General features: G+C 35.7%; 23 protein-coding genes. 3 read left to right on the top strand and 20 right to left on the bottom strand.

All coding sequences use genetic code 11. The features are described from left to right. Window positions 1–8: 8 nt before the first annotated feature. A complete protein-coding gene (gene proB, locus ACFSCX_RS05025) occupies window positions 9–1,130 on the bottom strand; it encodes a glutamate 5-kinase (protein WP_377927031.1) in 1,122 nt (373 codons plus the stop codon). Window positions 1,131–1,164: 34 nt separating this feature from the next. Then, the gene (proC, locus tag ACFSCX_RS05020; RefSeq protein WP_377927030.1) at window positions 1,165–2,010 is read right to left on the bottom strand and encodes a pyrroline-5-carboxylate reductase; all 846 of its coding nucleotides are present in this window, start codon (window positions 2,008–2,010) and stop codon (window positions 1,165–1,167) included. 565 nt (window positions 2,011–2,575) lie between these two features. Between proC and ACFSCX_RS05015 the strand changes: the two genes are divergently transcribed. Then, window positions 2,576–3,007 (top strand): DUF2621 domain-containing protein, encoded by a 432-nt coding sequence (locus ACFSCX_RS05015; RefSeq protein WP_377927029.1) that lies wholly within the window; start codon window positions 2,576–2,578, stop codon window positions 3,005–3,007. A 48-nt stretch (window positions 3,008–3,055) separates the two neighbouring features. On the opposite strand, the gene ACFSCX_RS05010 is transcribed toward ACFSCX_RS05015, so the two are convergent. The 4 genes from ACFSCX_RS05010 to ACFSCX_RS04995 form a co-directional block, all read right to left on the bottom strand. Continuing rightward, complete coding sequence (locus ACFSCX_RS05010; RefSeq protein WP_377927079.1) at window positions 3,056–3,544, bottom strand: CcdC family protein; 489 nt, start codon at window positions 3,542–3,544, stop codon at window positions 3,056–3,058. A gap of 86 nt (window positions 3,545–3,630) precedes the next feature. Next, window positions 3,631–3,990, bottom strand: a complete 360-nt coding sequence (locus ACFSCX_RS05005) for a response regulator (RefSeq protein ID WP_377927028.1) — start codon at window positions 3,988–3,990, stop codon at window positions 3,631–3,633. A gap of 120 nt (window positions 3,991–4,110) precedes the next feature. Continuing rightward, window positions 4,111–4,533, bottom strand: a complete 423-nt coding sequence (locus ACFSCX_RS05000) for a Na(+)/H(+) antiporter subunit B (protein ID WP_377927027.1) — start codon at window positions 4,531–4,533, stop codon at window positions 4,111–4,113. A gap of 84 nt (window positions 4,534–4,617) precedes the next feature. Continuing rightward, window positions 4,618–5,325, bottom strand: coding sequence for a cytochrome c biogenesis protein CcdA (locus ACFSCX_RS04995; protein WP_377927026.1), 708 nt, complete (start codon window positions 5,323–5,325; stop codon window positions 4,618–4,620). Window positions 5,326–5,610: 285 nt separating this feature from the next. On the opposite strand from ACFSCX_RS04995, the gene ACFSCX_RS04990 reads away from it, so the two are divergent. Next, entirely contained in the window at window positions 5,611–5,778 is a 168-nt protein-coding gene (locus ACFSCX_RS04990) for a Spo0E family sporulation regulatory protein-aspartic acid phosphatase (protein ID WP_377927025.1), read from the top strand. 30 nt (window positions 5,779–5,808) lie between these two features. Here the strand turns inward: ACFSCX_RS04990 and ACFSCX_RS04985 are convergent, their stop codons facing one another. From ACFSCX_RS04985 to yneA, 8 genes are all read right to left on the bottom strand, one after another. Next, window positions 5,809–7,608 (bottom strand): ABC transporter ATP-binding protein, encoded by a 1,800-nt coding sequence (locus ACFSCX_RS04985; RefSeq protein ID WP_377927024.1) that lies wholly within the window; start codon window positions 7,606–7,608, stop codon window positions 5,809–5,811. 4 nt (window positions 7,609–7,612) lie between these two features. Continuing rightward, a complete protein-coding gene (locus ACFSCX_RS04980; RefSeq protein ID WP_377927023.1) occupies window positions 7,613–9,361 on the bottom strand; it encodes an ABC transporter transmembrane domain-containing protein in 1,749 nt (582 codons plus the stop codon). Between the two features lie 351 nt (window positions 9,362–9,712). Beyond that, window positions 9,713–10,789, bottom strand: a complete 1,077-nt coding sequence (gene mnmH / locus ACFSCX_RS04975; RefSeq protein ID WP_377927022.1) for a tRNA 2-selenouridine(34) synthase MnmH — start codon at window positions 10,787–10,789, stop codon at window positions 9,713–9,715. Window positions 10,790–10,986: 197 nt separating this feature from the next. Continuing rightward, a complete protein-coding gene (locus ACFSCX_RS04970) occupies window positions 10,987–11,205 on the bottom strand; it encodes a YneF family protein (protein WP_377927021.1) in 219 nt (72 codons plus the stop codon). 74 nt (window positions 11,206–11,279) lie between these two features. Beyond that, entirely contained in the window at window positions 11,280–11,723 is a 444-nt protein-coding gene (sirA, locus tag ACFSCX_RS04965) for a sporulation inhibitor of replication protein SirA (RefSeq protein ID WP_377927020.1), read from the bottom strand. A gap of 154 nt (window positions 11,724–11,877) precedes the next feature. After that, on the bottom strand, window positions 11,878–13,878 hold the full coding sequence (tkt, locus tag ACFSCX_RS04960; protein WP_377927019.1) for a transketolase: 2,001 nt from the start codon (window positions 13,876–13,878) through the stop codon (window positions 11,878–11,880). Window positions 13,879–13,962: 84 nt separating this feature from the next. Next, window positions 13,963–14,199: a DUF896 domain-containing protein gene (locus ACFSCX_RS04955; RefSeq protein ID WP_377927018.1), complete on the bottom strand. Its 237-nt coding sequence runs from the start codon at window positions 14,197–14,199 to the stop codon at window positions 13,963–13,965. Between the two features lie 101 nt (window positions 14,200–14,300). Further along, window positions 14,301–14,636, bottom strand: coding sequence for a cell division suppressor protein YneA (gene yneA, locus ACFSCX_RS04950; protein ID WP_377927017.1), 336 nt, complete (start codon window positions 14,634–14,636; stop codon window positions 14,301–14,303). A 157-nt stretch (window positions 14,637–14,793) separates the two neighbouring features. On the opposite strand from yneA, the gene lexA reads away from it, so the two are divergent. Then, complete coding sequence (gene lexA, locus ACFSCX_RS04945; protein WP_377927016.1) at window positions 14,794–15,420, top strand: transcriptional repressor LexA; 627 nt, start codon at window positions 14,794–14,796, stop codon at window positions 15,418–15,420. Between the two features lie 75 nt (window positions 15,421–15,495). Here the strand turns inward: lexA and ACFSCX_RS04940 are convergent, their stop codons facing one another. From ACFSCX_RS04940 to spoVK, 6 genes are all read right to left on the bottom strand, one after another. Continuing rightward, a complete protein-coding gene (locus ACFSCX_RS04940; RefSeq protein ID WP_377927015.1) occupies window positions 15,496–16,608 on the bottom strand; it encodes an HD-GYP domain-containing protein in 1,113 nt (370 codons plus the stop codon). A 513-nt stretch (window positions 16,609–17,121) separates the two neighbouring features. Then, window positions 17,122–18,456: a type I glutamate--ammonia ligase gene (glnA, locus tag ACFSCX_RS04935; protein ID WP_377927014.1), complete on the bottom strand. Its 1,335-nt coding sequence runs from the start codon at window positions 18,454–18,456 to the stop codon at window positions 17,122–17,124. Between the two features lie 30 nt (window positions 18,457–18,486). Continuing rightward, window positions 18,487–18,861 carry a MerR family transcriptional regulator gene (locus tag ACFSCX_RS04930; protein WP_377927078.1) on the bottom strand — a complete coding sequence of 125 codons (375 nt, stop codon included), beginning with the start codon at window positions 18,859–18,861 and terminating at the stop codon, window positions 18,487–18,489. 167 nt (window positions 18,862–19,028) lie between these two features. Next, on the bottom strand, window positions 19,029–20,297 hold the full coding sequence (locus ACFSCX_RS04925; protein WP_377927013.1) for a methionine gamma-lyase family protein: 1,269 nt from the start codon (window positions 20,295–20,297) through the stop codon (window positions 19,029–19,031). Window positions 20,298–20,311: 14 nt separating this feature from the next. Then, window positions 20,312–21,580: a GTPase HflX gene (gene hflX / locus ACFSCX_RS04920; protein ID WP_377927012.1), complete on the bottom strand. Its 1,269-nt coding sequence runs from the start codon at window positions 21,578–21,580 to the stop codon at window positions 20,312–20,314. 159 nt (window positions 21,581–21,739) lie between these two features. Further along, the gene (spoVK, locus tag ACFSCX_RS04915; protein WP_377927011.1) at window positions 21,740–22,681 is read right to left on the bottom strand and encodes a stage V sporulation protein K; all 942 of its coding nucleotides are present in this window, start codon (window positions 22,679–22,681) and stop codon (window positions 21,740–21,742) included. Window positions 22,682–22,767: the final 86 nt, after the last annotated feature.

The raw sequence follows: 22,767 nt of genomic DNA, 5'->3' as shown, positions 1-22,767 counted from the left end.
CTGTATGATTAGACACCAACTGGTAATTGAACCTCTAGTTTACAAACGAAATTTTCATTATCTATAATTGAGACATTTCTTCCCTTGTCTTCAATCTGTAAGTTAATTAACTCCTCAGATGAATATCGGACAACTCCTAATCCTATTTCTAGTCCTTTATCATCTAATATTCGAATAACTGAATTGCTACCAAACCTACCATTCACAGCAAGTAATCCTGTCGCAAACAAGTTACTTTTCTTTTCCACAAGGTCTTTTTTCGCTTCCTGATGAATCGTAATTTCTCCTTCTGGACCAGAGTGAAACGCAATCCATTGTTTTTTCTGATTTAGATTGAGGTGATGCTCTGTAGATTCAAAATAGGTACCTTTTGCTTTTTTCTGTACCGCATCAAATATAATATTGTTCACACCTGCCTTACCTAGGAATGTTCGGATTCCAGAAGCCATGGCAATTTTGACAGCGTCAATTTTAGATCTCATGCCACCGGTTCCAACTGTGCTACCAGATCCTCCTGCTGATGCCTCAATTTCTGATGTGATTTCATACACCTTCTCAAGTAGCTTTGCATTTGGGTTCTTACGAGGATCTGAGTCATATAATCCATCTATATCTGATAAAATTAATAATTCATCTGCCTCTATAAGACCTGCAACTTTAGCCGAAAGAGTATCGTTATCACCAAATTTTAGTCTGTCAACTGTAACAGTATCATTTTCATTTACAATGGGGATAATTCCTCTGTCTAGTAATACATTTAATGTATTTCTAACATTCTTGTAACGATTCTCATCTGAAAAATCACTTCTTGTGATTAGAATTTGTGAAGCTACATAGCCATGAGATAAAAACAACTCTGAGTAAGCTTCCATTAGTAAACCTTGCCCAATAGAAGCAGCTGCTTGCTTCTCTTGTAATAGAGTGGGTCTATCTAGAAATCCTAACTTACGATAGCCAGCTGCTACCGCCCCAGATGAAACAAGTAATACTTCATGACCTAAATCCTTTAATGTAACGATTTCATCTACAAGCTTCTCTAGTTTCTTCCGACTAATTTCACCATGTAAGCTTGTAAGTGAACTGCTTCCAATCTTAATGACAACGCGCCTATTGTCTGCGTCTGGGCTCATTCTATCACTCCTGTATTTATCTTCTGCCTTTAGATTATATTTGTATAAATAGCTTTTTCTCTAATTGCGAGCTAATTTCCATTGATTTACTTGCTGCATGCTTTATCGCTTGTGAAATAGCTTTCCCTCCACCATATTGGGCAAGTGCTTCTAAACCAGCAGCAGTTGTACCGTTCGGTGATGTCACATTCTTTCTTAATTGAGAAGGTGTTTCATCGTTTTCTAAAATCATTTTTGCAGCACCTAATATAGTTTGCGCCATAATATGGCGAGTTGTTTCTGTATCCAATCCACCATCCTTACCCGCTTTCTCCATATGCTCCATCAAATAGTAAAAGTAAGCGGGTCCACTTCCAGCAATTCCTGTAAAGATGTCCATTTGCTCTTCTTCTATTTCAAATACTTCACCAATACTAGTTAAAAGCTCTGTTGCAATCTTAATGTGTTCATTAGAACTATACTTTCCTGGAGATATGGCTGTTGCTGATTCTCCAATCATACTAGATGTATTAGGCATCACTCGTATAACTGGTTGACCGTCTTGTAAGTGGTGTTCCATATAAGAAGTTGTAATACCAGCTAGGACTGATACAACAAGTTGATGTGGTTTTAAGCGGTCCTTTATGGAGGTGAGTACTGCTTCTGCGTCTTTTGGTTTCATTGCAAGGATAAATACATCTATATGATCAAAAGAAAGCTGATCTCCTTTCGATACCTGAATTCCATACCTCTTTTGTAACTCTTTTAAACGTCTTTCATTACTTTTATTTGTGACATATATTTGTTCTTTGGATACTTTATTTGCACTTACGATCCCAGCAAGCATTGCTTCTGCCATCGATCCAGCACCTAAAAATGCGATATTCTTGTTTTTTAACATGAAATCTCTCCCTAGACGTTCGTATTTTTGTTCTCATTAACAACAACGTTTTTAATACTACCATGTACGAAATATGTTTCAAGAACTTTACGGAAAGTCATAAGGAAAAGGCTCAATTAGTGAGTGAAAGCGTTATCATTACCTAATATATATTATAAATCAGTTCTCATGGCTGAAAATTCCACTACATGCTTATATATAGTATATAACTGATTCGTTAAAATTTTCTGAATATGTCTAATTATCAGCATGATTGTCGAAATATCAAACACATTGTCAAAGAGTGTAATTTAGGTGCTTTGCAATATTCATCTAATGTTGTTCTAAGGTACTATTTTTGTCGATATCACAGCAAAGGAATGTTTAAAGCAAGGCTTCACTGCATTGTCTGTACAAAACGATTCCTGCATTTTCACTTTTTTACATTCCACTCTTCTACAAATTGAATGTCAGTTCTGTATGTCCCACTATAATGTGTTACCCTTTACCAGTGGTAAAAACTTGAATAATGAATCATTTTTTACGATAATAATGCTAGGAAGTTTGTTACTATGAGGTGAAGGAATTGCAATTAGAAGGTTGGTTTCTATGGTTTATCTTATTTTGGGTCGTTTTTTTAGTCACAATGATGGCAATTGGTGGTTTTTTTATGTTCCGAAAGTTTTTAAAAAGACTTCCCAAAAATGATGGTAAAAGCGAGTTAGACTGGCAGGACTACTATTTACAGAAAACAATAGATTTATGGACAGATGACCAAAAGCTATTGTTAGAAGATTTAGTAAAACCTGTTCCCGAGCTATTTCGTGACGTGGCACGTCAAAAAATTGCCGGTAAGATTGGGGAATTAGCACTTAAAGAAAAAGCATCCTCTATTACTCAAGATTTAGTTATACGTGGTTATATCATCGCTACTCCAAAAAGAGATTACAAATTCTTAATTAAAACGCTGAAGAATAAAAACATAGATCTTAGACCTTATGAAGAGCTATTATCTTAGATCCGTAACACCAAAAAGCTCATTGGCACAAAACTGCCAGTGAGCTTTTTATATGGTAGGATTTCCAATTTTTTGTACAAGCTCTGTATACAGCTTTCGATAAGAGAAGTACATAGCAATTCTCCATGGAACAATCATACCTAATGCTAGTAGATAAAACATTCCACTTAATTCACCAAAATCAATAGAAGAGCTCAATACGGTTTTTAAGATGATACGTAAGATGAGGAGACCAAATAAAATAAAAATAAACGCTTTTGAACGCTGTAAATAAATCTCATCATCTTTAATTTCGAAATGGGAAGTCTTTATTAAAAATATCGAAAATATCATCCCAACACTTACCGCCTCTAGCACTTGAAGTGGGGAGACTTGGAACATAGGAAAAACGAACATGAGTGATCCTGTGCTCATAAATAATGGAGGTAAAATGATTTTTTTTACAGATGCAGGTCTTTTTGCGGCCTTCATCCGGATAAAAATGGCTAAAGTTGCCATTATGATGGCTAAAATAGATGAAACTACTACCAATAACATCAACCCTTTTTTTCCTTACTATTTGTATTATAACTCGAACAACATAAAAAAAGCCATTAAGTTTGGTACTTAAATGGCTACCTGTACTATCCTAAAACTCGATTAATAGCTTCTAAGACACGACTTTCCTCAAACGGTTTCACAATAAAATCCTTTGCACCCGCTTCAATGGCTTCAACCACCATTTTTTGTTGCCCCATAGCAGAGCACATGATGATTTTAGCCTGAGGTGCTTTATTCTTAATTGCCTTAAGTGCGTCAAGTCCATTCATTTCCGGCATTGTTATATCCATAGTTACAAGGTCAGGGGATAGCTCTTCAAAAAGCTGGATGGCTTGAGTGCCATTTTCAGCTTCTCCTACTATTTCATGATCTCCCTTTTGTAAAATATTTGATAAAGTTACTCGCATAAATTTTGCGTCATCAACTATTAAAATTCTTGCCATTGAACATACACCTCCCCTAAAACCAAGAAAATATAAAATAAATAATCAAAATTTTTTAAACCTTCTTTCACTTTAGCGAAAAAAGTCCTACTCTTCAATAGGCAAAAAGAACCAGTATGATTATTTATCCTCTGCAATTGATAAAATAATCGTCATCGTTACTCCAATGACTGTTAAGTATACCCCAACATCAAATAGTACAGCAGTAGCTAGATGTGTTTTACCTAAAAAAGGTAAATAGAAATACCCATCTGTATGACTTAAAAATGGAGCATCAAAAAGAAACGCACCAATTCCTGTTGCAACCGCTATAGCTAACCCTAAAGAAATTAAAAAGGTGAAACTAACACGAAGCACTTTTTTCATTGGACCTATTCCATATGTTAAGTACATCAGAATTAAAGCACCAGAAGTCATTAATCCTCCAATAAATCCTCCACCAGGGTTATTGTGACCTACTAAAAATAATTTGAATGAGAAGGCCAGTATGATAAACACAATGATATTGGTCGTTGTTTTGAGTATTAAATCATTTGTCTTCATCTTCTCTTCCCTTCCTTTTTGTTTGTTTTTCTACTTAGTCTATAACATTATAATATACTTTCATTCACAATGCAGGTAATAAAATTAAAATCCAGTAAATCCTCCGTAAAGATTAGTAAAAAAGATCGTTATTCTAGTTAACCAATCAAAAAATAGAAATACTCCCATAACAATCATCAAATAACCGCCAATTTTCATTATCTTCACATTATACTTCTTGATCCAGTTAAGTCGACTAATAAAGAATGACAAAATGAAGAAGGGTATTGCAAATCCTAAAATGTATGCAATCATATAGATTAATCCCGAACCTGGATTTGATGCCGCTAACGTGATAACAGACAGTAGAATTGGCCCTGTACATGGGGTCCATCCTGCTGCAAATGCTAACCCAATTAAAAAGGAACCAAAGTAGCCAGTCGGTCTGCTCTTAAAGGTTACTTTGCGGTCTTTTATTAAGAAATCTGGTTTTAGTAGACCGACTACCATAAAACCAAAAAATACAATTAAGATGGCACCTAATTGCCGAATTAAATCCTGGTAATCCACAAAAAACGATCCAACAAAAGTTGTGCCAAAACCTATTGCTAAAAAGATAACAGAGAAGCCGACTAGAAAACATGCAGTATGTAGAAAGCTTTTCTTTTGAAGCATTGCATTTTCGGTTTTTAAATCACTAACACTCATTCCTGTAATATAAGATAAAAATGCAGGATACAACGGTAGACAACAAGGTGAAATAAATGATAAGAACCCTGCACCGAATGCTAAAAATAAATTAATATCTGTCAACGTTAGTCAACTCCCTATGTTTCTTTAACTTTCATTCCATTTTACCAAATTCAGTTGAAAGAATCCTACCTAAAGCTTGACACCTTTGTGTCCAAAACGCGAACTGGAAAAAACTATAAATTTATGCATTTTGCTTTGAAATGGAATGATAGAATGGTAGAATTAGGTTACTAGTATTTCTATTTTTTAATGATATTTACATTGAATTAATTTACATAAGTATTTATAATTATTAATTACAGACTAACCATATGATTATAAAGTGAACTGAAAGGACAAGTACTCGTGGGTAAAAATGAACTTCTACAACTTATAGAACAGAAACGACAAGAGCTGATTCAAATTGTTGCCTATAACGGGCTTACTTCGTCAATAACTATTGAATCTAGTAAACAATTAGATGATCTACTCAATAAGTATAATCGACTTTATTTAAATGTCTTACATAAGTAAAGAGCCTCTTAAATGGAGGCCCTTTTTGTTTTAAGATACAATATTTTCAATCGATTCTGTCGCTTGATTTTGTAATAAATACATTTTGTAATATAAACCATTTTGATCCAATAGCTCCTGGTGTGTACCTTTTTCAACGATTTGCCCTTGGTGCAGTACAAGAATTTGATCAGCATCTTGTATCGTCGATAAACGATGTGCAATTGCAATCGTTGTTCTACCTTTTCTCATTATTTCTAGTGCTTCTTGAATACTCCCTTCTGTTTCGGTATCAATACTCGCTGTAGCTTCATCTAATACAAGTATTTTAGGATTTGTTGCAATTGTCCTGGCAAAAGCAATTAACTGTCGTTGGCCACTTGAGAATGTTGTCCCTCTTTCAGTTACTTCCTGGTTGTATTGTTCAGGTAATTTTTCAATAAAGGAAGCAGCTTGAACAAATTTTGCAGCTTCTACTATATCAGCGTCTGTGATATCTTCATTGTATAACTGTATATTTTGCTTTATTGTACCAGCAAATAGGAATGGGTCTTGTAATACTAACCCCATCTTTCGTCTAAGCTCCTGGTCCTGATATTCCTTTATAGATACTCCATCAATTTTTATATCCCCTCGATCAATGTGATAGAATCTCATTAGTAAATTGATTATTGAGCTTTTACCACTTCCCGTATGACCAACAAGTGCAACAGTTTCTCCATGTTTTGCGGTAAATGAAATGTCTTTCAATACATCCCGTTTACCATCATAAGAAAAGCTTACATTTTCAAATTCAATTACTCCATCTGTTATCTTTGGATTTTTGTCCCCAATCGCCTTTGGAGCAAGTTCATCATGATCTAACAAGTCGAACACTCTACTTGCTGAAACAATTGCTTGTTGAAACATGGATAATCTCATCATCATTTGATTAACAGGTTCAAAGAAACGTTCAAGATAGTTTACAAAAGCATACAGAACACCAATTTCTACAGGACTATTCCATGATTGAATTCCAAAAAAACTAAGAACTAATATAAGAGAACTTACATAAACCAAGTCAACAGCAGGACGTAATAGTAACCCATCTAATTTTATACCTTTTATACCTGCTTGATAATGTCCCTCATTTATATCTTCAAATTCTCTTCTCAATCTACGTTCCTGTCTAAAAACTTGAATGATTGCCATGCCCTGGAGAGACTCATTGATTTTAGCATTGAGTTGACTTAATTTCTCTCTCATATCATGAAAATATATCGAGCTTAATTTACGATAAGTGCTCATGATAAGAAAAATTATAGGGATTATCCCTAAACAGAAGAAGGCAAGCTTTACATTTAAGAGGAACATAGCAATAAAAATACCAAATAAAAAGAAAAAGTTTTGGACAAAGACAGATAAAACACTAACAAAGAGATCTTTAATTGATTCTGTGTCGTTCGTTACTCTAGAAACAATACTTCCACCTGGTGTTTTATCAAAAAACTTCAATCCTAGCTGCTGCACTTTAGAAAAAACATCTATTCGTAGTTGTTGGATAATCTTCAGCGCAATCTTGTGAAATAAATAAAGCTGGAAATAGGTAATAAAAACTTTTGCAATCTGAATCGTGATGTAGGCAACTGCTAAATATAAAATAGGTTTATATGGAAATGAATTTTTTACTAAATATTCATCAATAAATACCTTTACTAAATATGGTCCAAGCGTTTCTCCAATTGTAGCTAAAACCAATAAGATGAACGCAACGATTAATGATAATTTATGAGGTACTGCATACGATAGCAAACGCAGGAGTACCATACGCTGAACTTTAGAAGTTTTATTTTTTATCAAATTCTCGTCCATTATCTCAACCTCCATGTTCCACGAGAATTTCTAGTTGTTGACGGTGATACATATCCTTATACCAGCCTGTCTCATTCATTAACTCTCGATGTGTTCCATACTGGGATATTCCCCCATTATCTAATACGATAATAAGATCCGCATGTTCAATTGCACTTAAACGATGGGAAGTAATAACTGTTGTCTTTCCTTGACGATTCTGCTTTAAAGAACTCAAAATAGCTTCTTCTGTCTTAGCATCTACTGCTGATAAAGAATCATCTAGAATGAGTACTTCTGGATCAACGATTAAAGCTCTAGCTATTGATATCCTTTGTTTTTGTCCACCCGATAACGACACACCTCTTTCACCAACTACTGTTTCATAGCCATCTGTAAACTGAATAATATCATGATGAATATGAGCAAGTTTTGCTGCTTCATATATTTCTCCAATCGATGCATCTGGTTTAGCAAAAGAGATATTATCTGCTACTGTAGCTGAAAATAAGAAGTGATCCTGTGGAACATAGCCGATAGATGATCTCAGCGCTTCACGACTATACGAATCAATTGAGTTCCCACCGAATTTGATATCTCCTTCGTATCCTTCAATCTCTCGAAATAGAAGCTTTAATAATGTTGTTTTGCCTGCACCTGTTTTTCCTACAATCCCTAATGTTTGCCCTTTATGCAAGGTAAAGATAATGTCTTTCAAGACCATTTCATCACTAGTTGGATAAGCAAATGATTGAATGTTATATTGTATATCTCCAGTTGGGCGTGTCATTATTGCCCCCCTAACATCTGTTATATCTTCTTTCTCGGCCAATAAAGAGTTTACTCGATCATAAGATGCTCTTCCTCTCTCTACGATATTAAATAACCATCCAAAGGCAAGCATCGGCCAAATAAGTAACCCTAAATATGTAGTGAATGATATTAATTCTCCTATTGTCATCTCACCGTTCATAACGAATCTTGAGCCAAACAGTATAGCAAGGAAAAAGGAAATTCCTACAATTAAGGAAATGGTAGGATCGAATAAAGCATCCACCCTAGCAACCGATATATTCTTATCCACAACATCCTTTGATTGCTTTACAAAGCTGTCTGTATCTTCTTTCTCTTGGCCAAATGTTTTAATCACCTTAATTCCGCTAATACTTTCTTGCACTTTATCATTTAACGAAGAAAAAGCCTCTTGAGCTTTATGAAAACTTTTATGCAATAATGTTCCATAGTGATTCGTTAAAATAGCCATAAACGGCATGGGGATTAAACAAATCAATGTTAATTTCCAGCTTATCGTTAATGCCATCGTGATCATAACAAATCCACCGGTTAAAAGTGAATCGACTAACGTAAGAATCCCAGCCCCTGCTGTTTGCTGAATCGCTTGTAAGTCATTAGTAGAGTGAGCCATTAGGTCACCAATCCTGCGCTTTTGATAAAAATTTTGAGACATTTTAGTAAAATGCTCAAATAATTGGTTGCGTAAGAGTCTAGCTAGTCTCACAGAGGCACCAAATATCATAATACGCCACCAATACCGTAGAACATAGACTGTTATCGCCATACCTAAAAGGACTCCAAGCCATTTTAGTAATATATCCTTTGTAAGAGTATTAACGGTTAAATGGTCGACTACAATTCCGATAACTTTCGGTGGGATTAATTCTAATAGTGCAACAAATGCTAGAAGGATAATACCTAACATATAAGATCTTTTTTCTTTCTTAAAAAACCACCATAAATCCTTAAAGATACTCATACTTTCACCATCCCCGTTATATATCCAACATATTTTAGCATAAATGTATTGGAAAGTGTTGTAAAAATCCTTAAAGTTATTCTTATCATAATTGTTTTATTCCACGTAAATACTGATTTTTTCTGCCTGTTGTCATGAAAAGAACACAAGGGTCAGGGCGCTCCGTTTAGCCTCAGACAGAGCAAATGTTCTGCCATGAAAAAAAGAGTGGTTTTCCCTTTTATTCATGACAGAACATTTGACTTCAAGTGGCTGGGTGCTGGTGCTGGATCCAAGTCACTAGCCCATTCTCTTGCTGAAAACTTTTATACTTTCAAAATAATTAAAAAAAGGAGCATGGCATGCTCCCTTCTACACAAGCTGTATTTGTCCGATAATCTCCTCTATCTTATCCCTCACCTTACTAATTCCGTCCTGCAAATCGTTAATCAATATAGTTTCAACAGGAGTGTTATATTTTAACGAGGTATGGACATATCTTGGATCATAATAATCTTTTAATAATATAGTCACGACAGCTTGCAAATCCCCCTTTTGAAGGTATTCCTCAAGCAATTCATTAGATTCTTTAGACAGCCTTTTCTTTAAAAGCTGGATACCTTCTACAAACTCTATCCTATGGTTATCAAGGTTATACGTCTCACAAATGGTTTCAGCCCTCTTTTGAAGCTCCATTTCAATATGAATTCTTGCACCTTGTTCTTTCCCTTCTAGGAGAAAATCTGGGATAATAATACTACCTAGCCTCTTACTTTCCGCTTCAATAATATAATAAGATGAATGCTGCAATTGTTGTAAACGATGATAAAGTAAACTTTCAAATTCCTTTTGACTTCTTGGTTTTAGGCCAATTTGACCGAATAAGGAACCTCGGTGAGATGCTAATTCTTCTATGTTGATAACAGGATACCCCAATTGTTGTAACCTTGCCAAAATTTCTGTCTTCTTTGTCCCAGTCAAACCTTCTAGCACAATATATTTTTTTGTTACCTTTTTAGCTTTTTCAAGCTCATCCATTATGATTTGCCTATATGACCTTATTCCACCTTCTAGTTGTAAAGTTGGAATTTCCATCATGCCCATAATAGAAACAATCGACTTACTTCTCATCCCTCCTCGCCAGCAGTATACAACAATTGGTTTTTTTTCTATACCTTGTTGATGATATAAATCTTTAATATTTTGATAAAAATGAGGTAACTTCGATGAAAGTATATCAACACCTAGATGCTTGGCAAATTCTTTTCCTTCTTGTTTATAGGTTGTTCCGACAATAGCTCTCTCTTCATCGGAAAATATAGGCATGCTAATCGCTCCAGGAATATGAAACTCTCTATATTCACTTGGTGAACGAACATCTATTAAGGAATAATCACCTTTTAACAGGCTAGAAATCGATATTTTTGGAACTTCAAGTTTTCCTTCCACGTTTGAATTCACCCTTTTTTATTGAAATCTTGTACAATTGCTGGACTTAAACCAATAGAATGCACTATGACTTTCTTATTATTGATTTAATGGAATGAATGGTACTGTTTTTCTCCATTCTTTCTATGATAGGAAAAATTTATGCTCTCTCATAAACTAAAGAAAAGCACCCGGTATGCGAGTGCTTCGTCTTTCCTTTATTTAATGCGATTATTCATCGCCTTCATCATTTGGTTAACCTTCTTTTGAGATGGTTTTTGACCCATCTGCATCATCATAGTACGTAGCATTTGTTCATTAATCGGTGGATTCTTTTTTAAGTAACTCATCATATATTGACGAGCAATGAAAAATCCTAGAGCGACCCCAGCTATTAGAGCTAGAACACCAACTAGAATAACGACCCATAAATCCATATTTCTTCCTCCTTCAAGTTGTCTATTTTACAGTTTACACAAACAGAATCTATTATACAATATGAAAATAATATTTACACAAATTTTCGTTGCTTTATGGGTGAAAGCCAACCGTACCTTGCTTGTCCTAAATCAATGGCTAAAAATCTAGAATCCCATTTCCTTAATAAATCAAATAGCATCATTTCAGTCTCATAGTTTCCAGTTCCTACTACCCATATATACCGTTCATGAACAGAAAGACTAGCTCCACTTCTAGTTGCTTGATCATGAAACATAAAACCTTCTGTTGTGATGGTGAAATTGATATTCCCCTTCAATTCTGATTCTATAAACTGATTAAGCTGTATAGCTGGAAGAGGCTTTGTTATATATTCAACCTGCTTATTAAGAATATTTTTTCTCTCTTCATTTCGTTCCTCATTAAACTGAAAAAATAACCTATAGAACATGATTTCCCTTCCGAAGTAATGATTCGCAAATTCTTCTTCTACCCAATAAATTTGATATTGCCTCATCCTTTTACTCCCCCCGCTTCATACAGCAACCTATATTATATGTATGATTATACAGGAGGATTATTAAAAGGATTGTCTAACACTGACGCGCGAAGGCTCTATTTTTGTCGAAAAAACACCCCTTATAATATAAGGGGCATTTTGGATTAATTATTTACAGTAATGATTTCATTTGGGACACAACATTTTCAACGGTAAAGCCATACTCTTTCATAACGATTTCACCTGGCGCAGAAGCACCAAATGTATGAATACCAATGATCTTACCTTCATCACCTGTGTAACGCTCCCACCCAAGAGGATTTGCCATTTCAATGGCTAAACGTTTTTTTACATCCTTTGGAATAACTGACTGCTTATATTCAGGTGTTTGTTTTTCAAAACGATCCCAAGAAGGCATACTGACGACAGAAACTGAAATACCTTCTGTTTCTAATACTTTTTGGGCCTCAATTGCAAGTGTTACTTCAGAACCACTAGCAAGTAGGATTCCATCCGGTATCTCCTTCGTTGCGCTTGACACAACGTAAGCACCTTTCTTCACACCATCATAGGCAAGTTCTTTACTAGAATCCATTGTAACTAAGTTTTGTCTAGTAAGAACTAGAACAGTTGGAGTATCCTCTGATTCAATTGCCAATTTCCAAGCAGCTGAAGTTTCATTACCATCAGCTGGTCGAATAACACTTAACCCAGGCATTGCTCTTAATGACGGAAGTTGTTCTATCGGTTCATGTGTAGGTCCATCCTCACCAACTGCAATACTATCATGAGTGAATACGTAAGTAACAGGGATTTGCATAAGGGCTGAAAGACGAATGGCCGGACGAAGATAATCTGAAAACACAAAAAATGTTCCGCCATATACTTTTAACCCACCATGAAGAGCCATACCATTTAGCGCAGCACCCATTGCAAATTCTCTTACACCAAACCATATATTTCTTCCACTGTAGTCTTCATGAGAAAAATCTACCGTTCCTTTTATCATCGTTTTATTGGACCCTGCTAGATCTGCTGATCCACCGAAGAAAAACGGTACACCTTTTGCAATTGCATTTAACGCTTCTCCAGATGATGCACGAGTGGCTAAGCTCTTCCCTGCTTCATAAGTAGGAAGATCATTAGCCCAGCCATCAGGTAGTTTACCTTGCATTGCTGAAGTAAGCTCCGAAGCTAGATCCGGATAGTTTTCCTGATACTTTTTAAACAGATGTTCCCATTCTTGCTCTTTCTCTTTACCCTTTTCCACTATGGTTTTATGAAAATGTCTATATACTTCCTCTGGGACATGGAAATCTTCTTCAAAAGTCCATTTATAAGCTTCTTTCGTCAGTTTTGCCTCATCTGACCCAAGTGGGGCACCATGGACATCTGATGTTCCTGCTCTATTTGGAGAACCATAGCCAATTGTAGTCTTTACTTCAATTAATGTTGGACGATTAAGTTCTGTTTTTGCCTCGGCAAGTGCCCGACTTAATTCCTCAACACTATTTCCATCCTCCACTCGAATAACTTGCCAACCGTAAGCTTTAAAACGGTCTTCCACGCTTTCTGTAAAGGCTTTGTCTAGTTCACCATCTAACGAAATATCGTTTGAATCATAAAGAACAACTAATTTTCCTAATCGTAAATGAGCAGCTAAAGATGCAGCTTCAGCAGATACACCTTCCATTAAATCTCCATCGCCACAAATGGTGTATGTAAAATGGTCAATGATGTTCAAATTATCTCGATTATATTTGCCTGCTAAATGGCTTTCAGCCATTGCCATTCCAACCGCCATTGCAATCCCCTGTCCTAAAGGACCTGTCGTTGCTTCTACTCCAGGTGTGTGCTTATATTCAGGGTGACCTGGTGTTTTACTTCCCCACTGTCGGAATGCTTTAATATCATCCATTGAGAGGTCATAACCTGAAATATGTAATAAACTATATAGAAGCATTGAACCATGACCAGCTGATAATACAAATCGATCGCGATTAAACCAGCTTGGATTTTTAGGATTGTGATTCATAAATTTCGTCCATAATGTATATGCCATTGGAGCAGCCCCCATTGGCATCCCTGGGTGACCAGAATTCGCCTTTTCAATTGCATCGATTGACAATGTTCTAATAGCGTTAATAGATAAATGATCGATAGTTTCTGTCAAATTCAACATCCTTTCTAATTAAACTAATATGTTTTTATAGATTGGCTTATTCTTATATATAGTATATCAATGATAAGAACAAAATTAATGAAGATTTTTTCTCTGTGCTTTACTTTTCTTTAACTTTTCTGGGGTAACATCTGTTCCTTTTTCATCAACAACCTTTATAGAATGTAAATGATCTACCATTTGACCTCTAAAAGCTTTTAAATATTCTTCCCTAAGACTTTTCTGTTCTTCCATTTCTTCCTTTGTTAACCCAACTTCTTTTGATTTCTTCGATAGATGGTTAATTCTAGCTAATTTTTCCTGTGATAGCATTTTTAGTATACTCCTTTACTTCGGTCTTAAGCATATACGTATGATACTAAAAGAACCTGCTTGGAATCAAGCAGGTTACATTTTTCATCTAATTAATGAGCTTAATGAGCGACTGATCCATCAGCGACAAGTAAAACTGTATCTGATATATGTTCCTTTTTAACAGGTATTACAATCCTTTCACCCGCAACAATAAGGTTTCCGTCAATGTTATTCTTTTCTTCGACCCATTTAATAAACTGAGTCGTCGCTAAACCATGTTGATCTGCAAACTGTTCAGCAACATCCCATAACGTATCCCCAGAAGATAGCTGAATAAACAAGTACTCTTCTTCTAGTCGACTATCTTTATTGATATAGGAAGAAACAAAGAAAATAGAAAAAATTGTGAACAGGAAAAGTATATAGAATGATAGATTCATCATTTTTATTTTCATATAAGCGACCCCCAAAAATAGAATGTATGTTCTTATATGATTAATTTAATACGAACATTTGTTTTTGTCAATCATTTTTCTCGAACTTATGTTTGTATATTTGTAGTAGGCATGGTATACTGTTTGTAATTATATGGAGCTATTGGAGTGTTTTACTATGAAGAAACTATCAAAACGACAACAAGATATTTTGGAGTTTATTAAACGCGAGGTTCAGCTAAAGGGTTATCCACCTTCTGTTCGTGAAATTGGAGAGGCCGTTGGCCTAGCATCTAGTTCCACCGTCCATGGTCATCTCGCAAGATTAGAGAGTAAGGGATTAATTCGAAGAGATCCTACTAAACCAAGAGCTATTGAAATTCTTGATCAAGACAATATTGTTCAGCCTGTTTTTAATGGATCTGTTATTAATGTACCGATTATCGGGAAAGTAACTGCTGGACAACCCATTACTGCGGTAGAAAATATAGAAGATTTCTTTCCTATACCTGACCGGTATGTAACACCTGGAGAAAATGTATTTATGTTAGAAATTATGGGTGATAGCATGATTGAAGCTGGGATATTTGACGGAGATCTCGTACTTGTCCGTCAACAGAAAACAGCCAATAACGGGGATATTGTTGTTGCTATGACTGAAGAAGATGAAGCAACAGTGAAAAGGTTTTTTAAAGAGAAAGACTATATTCGTTTGCAACCTGAAAATTCCAGTCTTGAGCCAATTCTATTAAAAAGTGTTTCAATACTGGGTAAAGTCATTGGTGTCTATCGAACATTACACTAAGAAGAAAAGTCTTGGAAAACCCAAGACTTTTGTCATTCTTTTCTAACAAACAATCTATTTACTACACTTTTTGCATTAATAGAGCAATGGATCTGATTCAATGATATCAAGCGTTAAATGCTCCTTCGAGGATAAATCGATTTCATAAGGTACAATTTTTTGGTTATATTCATCTCGAATGATCCTTACTTTTGGTCTACCTACCGAATGAAAATTATAATCCGAAATAATTCCTATCCTGCCATCATTCATTTTCACTGTTAATCCTTGAGGGTAAATTGCAATACACCCTTTAAATAATTGAATTTGTTTACTTTCAAATTGGGAGCCACTACCAGCATACAAAATTTCTAATGCTTCATGTGGCAAAAAAGGCGTCCGATAAGCTCGATGACTTGTCAATGCACTAAATACATCTGCAACACTAATAATTTTTGCATAACTATGAATTTCAGTTTCTTTTAACCCTCTTGGATATCCCGTTCCATCTAATTTTTCATGATGTTGAAGTGCACAATGTGAGACAGTCATTGGAATTTCATGAATTTTACGTAATAGATCAAACCCCAGTTCTGTGTGTTTCTTCACATATTCATATTCCTCTTCTGTTAGTTTTCCAGGTTTATTTAATACCTCATGGGAGATAAACACCTTTCCTACATCATGTAACATTGCACCTAATCCGATTTCTTCAATATTTTTTAGTGGCAATCCATTCTCAATGGCTAATTGACATGCATATATGGTCACATTTAAGCTATGCTGGTAAATATCATTTCCGTGAATTTTTGTAGTAGCCAATAAATTAATAACTGTTCTGTTTTCTGAAAGGCATGATAATAAGTCCTTAAAAACTTTTTGCAAGCTTCGGATTGCTCTTCCTGTCTTCATCATTCCTTGTAGGTTGCTACCGCTTGTATCCTTTAGTTCAGCGATAGTGTTTAAACTATCTGTAATTACATTGACTGCTTCTATACGAAGCCTCTCAGGAACTGATTCAACAATTTCTATTCCTTGCGAAAGTTCATCTTCTATATAGACAGAATAAATATGAAGTTTTTTAAGTCTCTGGATTAAGCGATCAGAAAGTTCAGTCCCTTTAGCTAGAAGAACTCTTCCATTTCCATCATAAATCGATTGCCCTAACATCATTTTTGATTCACATCGTTCTAGTGGTACTAACCGCATATCTATTCTCTCCTAAGTATGATTCGTCCCGTATCCTTTGATAAACCTTGATGAAGTACTTTCTTTTATGAAAGGATTTATTTTCACTAAATGTCTACTATACAATATTCTTCGACATAAAATGACGAATTCCTTGCTACATTTTTAATAATTCTGTTCTCTATTACACATCATTTAATTCTCTGTAACATACATTCTTTTCACAGAATTCAGTTTTTTTCAGAACAAAAGTCTCAGGGGGCCCCCCTTAGCCTAAGGCAGAGCAAATGTTCTGTCATGAAAAAAAGGGTGGTGTTCCCTTTTATTCATGACAGGTTAGTTGACCAAGGAAAAAGTGATTTTTCTTTTCCCCCTCGAGTAGGATGAAATGGCAAAGATCGTCGCCATTTCATCTTGGCTGGGTGCTGGAGCTGGATTTAGCCGTAACATTGTATCAACTAAACACCAGAAACTTATACTTTCTTAGTTTAATAAAAAAACCTCGATACCAATGGTATCAAGGTTTTATATATATTAATACGTTGACATATATTGCTCACGTTCCCAAGGATGAACTTGAGTACGGAACATATCCCATTCAATTTCCTTTGCTTCAATAAAGTGCTCTAGTAAGTGACTTCCCAATGCCCCTTTAATGACTTCGTCTGTTTTTAGGTTCTCTAGTGCATGGTAAAGTGTTGCTGGTAAATCAACGATACCATTTTCTAAGCGCTCTTGCTTGTTCATTACATAGATGTTACGATCTACCGGCTTAGGAGCTTGAAGTTTATTCTTGATACCATCAAGACCTGAAGCTAGTAGTACTGCCATTGCTAAATATGGGTTAGCAGAAGGATCCACACTTCGTATTTCTACACGAGTACTTAGGCCACGTGAAGAAGGAATACGAATTAGTGGACTTCTGTTTCTTGCAGACCACGCAACATAGCAAGGTGCCTCATAGCCAGGAACTAGTCGCTTGTATGAATTTACAGTAGGGTTTGTTACAGCTGTAAAATTAGGCGCATGCTTTAACACACCAGCGATAAAATGAATTGCATCGTCACTTAATTGCAAATCTTTGCTTGGATCAAAGAACGCATTTTCGTTACCCTTGAATAACGAAACGTTAGCATGCATCCCAGAGCCGTTCACTCCAAATAATGGTTTTGGCATGAAAGTAGCATGTAAACCATGTTTACGAGCTATTGTTTTTACTACTAGTTTAAATGTTTGAATATCATCACATGCCTTGAGAGCATTAGCATATTTAAAGTCAATTTCATGCTGTCCAGGTGCAACCTCATGGTGTGAAGCTTCAATTTCAAAGCCCATTTCTTCTAATTCAAGTACGATATCACGACGGCAATTTTCCCCTAGGTCAGTTGGTGCTAGGTCAAAGTATCCACCCGCATCATTTAACTCAAGAGTAGGTTCCCCTTTTTCATCTAGCTTGAATAAGAAGAACTCTGGTTCAGGTCCTAGGTTGAAATCAGTAAAGCCTAGAGCTTCCATTTCTCTTAACACACGCTTTAAATTATTTCGTGGATCTCCTTCAAATGGAGTGCCGTCTGGATTGTAAATGTCACAAATTAAGCGTGCAACCTTTCCTTTTTCAGCAGTCCAAGGAAATACAACCCACGTGTCTAAATCTGGGTATAAGTACATATCTGATTCTTCAATTCTAACAAACCCTTCAATAGAAGAACCGTCAAACATCATTTTATTGTCAAGTGCTTTTTCTAATTGACTAACAGGGATTTCAACATTTTTAATAATCCCTAGTAAGTCAGTAAATTGAAGGCGGATATACTTTACATTTTCTTCATTGGCAATTCTAAAAATATCTTCCTTTGTAAATCTTGACATTCTAATTTCCTCCCTTAGTGTTCATCTCTTTTAATGGAAAAATCTGGCCATGTCACCTTGTCTTAAAGATGTACGGTTAAATCGACCGGCCTGGATGAGTTCATCTTTAAGCATTTTACGAAGTTCCTCATCCGTTAACTCTTTTTTCACAATTTCAACTTGCTTGTTTTCTGTTTCATCTGATTGGTGTTTTACTTGGAAAACCTGCTTGATCCCTGCCATATTTACACCTTGGTCAATTAAATCTTTAATTTCCAAGAGTCGATCAACGTCATTAAAGGAAAATAAACGACGATTCCCATCTGTTCTTGCAGGTGTCACTAATCCATGTTCTTCATAATACCGGATTTGGCGAGCAGACAAATCGGTTAAGTTCATAACAATTCCAATTGGAAATAATGGCATATTACGACGAATGTGTTTGTCACTCACTTCAAATCCTCCTTTATTTTTTCTTCATACTTACATCATATTCCATGTAAGGTAAACTGTCAATATCATGTTATGTTTTCTTACATGAATAAATTCAAAAAAAGAAATGTATGTTAGTTCATACATTTCCACCCCATTAATCATATTTCAAACAACCTTTTTTCAAGTAATGAATTTACGGCAGACAGAATTGCCGTTTTAACATGACTATATGTAAGTCCACCTTGGACAAAAGCAACAAACGGTGACCTCAATGGACCATCTGCTGATAGTTCAATACTTGCACCTTGAATAAACGTTCCAGCAGCCATGATGACGTCATCTTGATATCCTGGCATGTAACTTGGATAGGGCGTAACGTGACTGTTTATCGGAGATGCGTATTGAATGGCTTGACAAAATGCAATCATTTTTTCGCGATCGTCAAATTGAACTGACTGAATTAAATCAGTTCGCTTACTATCCCATCTTGGGCTCGTATTAAAGCCAAGTTTTTCTAAGAAAGCTGACGTGAACACCGCCCCTTTTAAAGCTTGACTAACAACGTGGGGAGCTAAAAAGAAGCCTTGGTACATTTCTAGGAGGCTATAAAGAGATGCTCCTGCTTCCGCCCCTATACCTGGTGAAGTCATCCTGTAACTGCAGGCTTCAACTAATGACTGCTTGCCGACTATATATCCACCAGTTTTAGCTAAACCTCCACCTGGATTTTTTATTAATGACCCTGCCATTAAATCAGCCCCAACATGACAAGGTTCAAATTCTTCAACAAATTCACCGTAGCAGTTATCTACAAATACGATGATATCTTTATTTATTGATTTTACGAATTCAATCATTTCCTTTATTTCAGAAATAGTGAAGGATGGTCGTGTCGCATATCCCTTTGAACGTTGAATTCCTATCATTTTCGTGTTCGGCTTAATTTTATTCCGAACAGCATCATAGTCAATAAGACCACTTTCTTTCAGGTTTACAGTTTTATACCCAATTTGAAAATCCTTTAGAGAGCCAACTCCATTTCCCCGTAGGCCAACAATTTCTTCAAGTGTATCATAGGGCTTTCCAGTTATGTATAGTAGCTCATCACCTGGCCGTAAAACACCAAATAGAGCGATCGAAATTGCATGAGTTCCTGAAATTATTTGAGGGCGTACTAACCCAGCCTCACCACCAAAAACTTCAGCATATATACTTTCAAGCGTATCTCTACCTCTATCATCATAACCATAGCCTGTAGAAGGTATAAAGTGAGAATCACTTACCTGAAAATGTTGATAACTTTGTAAAATGCGAAATTGGTTCTTTTCAGCAAGTTGGTCTATCCTTTCTTGAATCGGTTTTATTTGTTGTTCAATCTCTGAAACAATTGGTGCCAATACATGACCATAACTCAATTTTTCTAACATGTTTTTCCCCTCTTCTACTGCATGTAGTTTTTTAGTTGCTGCGTCAGCGAAAGACTTGGTTGGATATAGCCCGTACATTTATAACAATCTTTGTCCTCCTGATAAGTAAGTTCAGTTAAAACAGACGTTGATTTCAATAATGCAAGAAGCTTTCCTTCGGAATTGGGAAGACAAACACTATATTCTTCCATACTTTCCTTCATCATCAATTGGATTTTTTGTTTTAATGTTTCTTGGTCCTTACTATTAAAAGCACTTATTAGCAATGAAGCGCTTTTTGATGAAGGAACAAACTCGTGATGCAATTCATCGCGCTTATTGTAAACAGTTAATACAGGAATTTGATCTGCTTTTAACTCTTCCAACAATTTATAAACGGTTTGCTCATGATTAAAGTAATCTGGATTAGAAGAGTCTACAACGTGTAAAATCAGATCAGCTTCTTTTGCCTCTTCTAATGTCGAACGAAATGCCGCTATCAATGATGTAGGTAAATCTTGAATGAATCCTACTGTATCTGTTAGTAAAGCCGTGAATCCAGAAGGTAATATACACTTTCTTGTCATAGGATCAAGGGTTGCAAAAAGCTGATTTTCTTCAAAAGAGTCAGCCTCCGTTAACCGATTAAATAAGGTCGATTTACCTGCATTTGTATACCCAACTAGCGCAATTTGGTACGTTTGATTATGTTTTCTACGTTCTCGATATCGTTCTCTATGTTGTACGATACTTGTAAGCTGAGCTTTAATCTCATCAATTCTTCGATGAATATGTCGGCGATCCGTTTCTAGCTTTGTTTCACCAGGACCTCTTGTTCCAATACCTCCCCCTAGCCTTGAGAGTGAAACGCCTTTTCCAACGAGACGTGGCAATAAATACTGTAACTGAGCTAATTCTACTTGAAGTTTACCTTCTCTAGACCTAGCTCTACTCGCAAATATATCTAGAATTAATTGTGTCCGATCAATAACTCTAGCCTCAAATGTATTTGATAAGTTTCTTAGTTGACTTGGTGAGAGTTCATCGTTAAAAATAATAACATCAGGTTCTAGTTCTTGTTCAAGTGCTAGAATTTCTTCTACTTTCCCTTTTCCTATATATGTCGCAGAATGAATACTATTTCGCTTTTGTATGACGCTTGTGAGAACCCTCCCATTTGCTGTTTTAGTTAAAGAAGCCAGCTCATCCAATGAATACTCCAGCTGTCTATCATCATCTGTCGGCAACTGACAACCGACTAAAATCACTTTTTCTAATGCCTCAATTGTTTTTTCAGTCAACATAATCCCCCATTCCATATGTAAGTACAGGTAGGTACTCAATATCATATCAAATAAAAAACAGATTCGAAACCATTAACCCTTCCACTAACTAGTAAGGACAATTCTATTCTGATCCATACATATCGTCTCATAGAAAAAGCTACGTTTTTAACGTAGCTTTCACAAATCAAAATCAAGATCTTGTTTATGAATGGTCATAAGCTCTGTACGCTCATAGGATTCATGCATTAATAATCTCATTGCTTGGGATCGAATCGTTTTCTCTATAATATTCCGAATATATCTTCCATTACTAAATGATTTCTGGTTTTTACTTGTGATTTCCCTTAAATGATTCCTCAATTCCCATTCAGCCTCTTTTGAAAGCTGATATTCCTTTTCTGCTACCATCCGCCGGCCAATCTCTAGTAATTGTTCAACAGTATAATCTGGAAAATCTAAAACAACTGGAAACCTTGATTTTAAGCCAGGATTCAATGATAAAAAATGATCCATCTCTCGAGAATACCCCGCTAAAATGAGAATAAAGTCATGTTGTTTGTCTTCCATGTGCTTTACTAATGTATCAATGGCTTCTTTACCAAAATCCTTTTCCCCACCTCTCGCAAGGGAATATGCCTCATCAACAAATAAAATGCCCCCCATTGCCTTTTTAATTAAGTCGCGTGTTTTTTGTGCAGTATGACCAATATATTCTCCAACTAAGTCAGCTCTTTCAGCTTCAATTAAATGTCCTTTAGATAGTACATTCATATGAAAGAATAATTTACCTAGTAATCTAGCTACTGTCGTTTTTCCCGTTCCAGGGTTTCCTTTAAATAACATGTGTAAGACTTGCTTACTTGCCTTCAGTCCTTGTTCTTCTCTTTTCTTATTAATATATAACCACGCATAAATCTCTTTCACCATTTTTTTCATCTCATCAAGACCTATTAAAGCAGACATCTCTTCTTCAATTTGTCTTAGTTCTGCGTGTTTAGAAGGTACCTCAGTTTGTGAAATCGTTTCTCGTTCTTTTTCTATTGGCTTGGAACGCGCCTTTTGATCATGTAGGATAATATTGATTTGTCCATTATTTTTTAATTTTATTGGTTGATCCAAGGACTATCACCTCACATTTCCTTATTAGTATACGCCCGTAGCATAAAATGTGTGACAAATGCCCATATATTACAAATTTCCAGCAT

This window comes from Bacillus salitolerans (genome assembly GCF_042680805.1).
Lineage (GTDB): Bacteria > Bacillota > Bacilli > Bacillales > SA4 > Bacillus_CJ > Bacillus_CJ salitolerans.
This window is presented reverse-complemented; position numbering and strand designations above follow the sequence as displayed.

What these genes read in the sequence shown, in the direction of transcription:
- proB (WP_377927031.1), bottom strand. Translation starts at nt 1,130, where the DNA reads ATGAGCCCAGACGCAGACAATAGGCGCGTTGTCATTAAGATTGGAAGC.
- proC (WP_377927030.1), bottom strand. Translation starts at nt 2,010, where the DNA reads ATGTTAAAAAACAAGAATATCGCATTTTTAGGTGCTGGATCGATGGCA.
- ACFSCX_RS05010 (WP_377927079.1), bottom strand. Translation starts at nt 3,544, where the DNA reads ATGTTATTGGTAGTAGTTTCATCTATTTTAGCCATCATAATGGCAACT.
- ACFSCX_RS05005 (WP_377927028.1), bottom strand. Translation starts at nt 3,990, where the DNA reads ATGGCAAGAATTTTAATAGTTGATGACGCAAAATTTATGCGAGTAACT.
- ACFSCX_RS05000 (WP_377927027.1), bottom strand. Translation starts at nt 4,533, where the DNA reads ATGAAGACAAATGATTTAATACTCAAAACAACGACCAATATCATTGTG.
- ACFSCX_RS04985 (WP_377927024.1), bottom strand. Translation starts at nt 7,608, where the DNA reads ATGGACGAGAATTTGATAAAAAATAAAACTTCTAAAGTTCAGCGTATG.
- ACFSCX_RS04980 (WP_377927023.1), bottom strand. Translation starts at nt 9,361, where the DNA reads ATGAGTATCTTTAAGGATTTATGGTGGTTTTTTAAGAAAGAAAAAAGA.
- ACFSCX_RS04970 (WP_377927021.1), bottom strand. Translation starts at nt 11,205, where the DNA reads ATGGATTTATGGGTCGTTATTCTAGTTGGTGTTCTAGCTCTAATAGCT.
- sirA (WP_377927020.1), bottom strand. Translation starts at nt 11,723, where the DNA reads ATGAGGCAATATCAAATTTATTGGGTAGAAGAAGAATTTGCGAATCAT.
- ACFSCX_RS04955 (WP_377927018.1), bottom strand. Translation starts at nt 14,199, where the DNA reads ATGCTATCACAGGAAAAATTAGCTAGAATTAACCATCTATCGAAGAAA.
- yneA (WP_377927017.1), bottom strand. Translation starts at nt 14,636, where the DNA reads ATGAAAATAAAAATGATGAATCTATCATTCTATATACTTTTCCTGTTC.
- lexA (WP_377927016.1), top strand. Translation starts at nt 14,794, where the DNA reads ATGAAGAAACTATCAAAACGACAACAAGATATTTTGGAGTTTATTAAA.
- ACFSCX_RS04940 (WP_377927015.1), bottom strand. Translation starts at nt 16,608, where the DNA reads ATGCGGTTAGTACCACTAGAACGATGTGAATCAAAAATGATGTTAGGG.
- glnA (WP_377927014.1), bottom strand. Translation starts at nt 18,456, where the DNA reads ATGTCAAGATTTACAAAGGAAGATATTTTTAGAATTGCCAATGAAGAA.
- ACFSCX_RS04930 (WP_377927078.1), bottom strand. Translation starts at nt 18,861, where the DNA reads ATGCCATTATTTCCAATTGGAATTGTTATGAACTTAACCGATTTGTCT.
- ACFSCX_RS04925 (WP_377927013.1), bottom strand. Translation starts at nt 20,297, where the DNA reads ATGTTAGAAAAATTGAGTTATGGTCATGTATTGGCACCAATTGTTTCA.
- hflX (WP_377927012.1), bottom strand. Translation starts at nt 21,580, where the DNA reads ATGTTGACTGAAAAAACAATTGAGGCATTAGAAAAAGTGATTTTAGTC.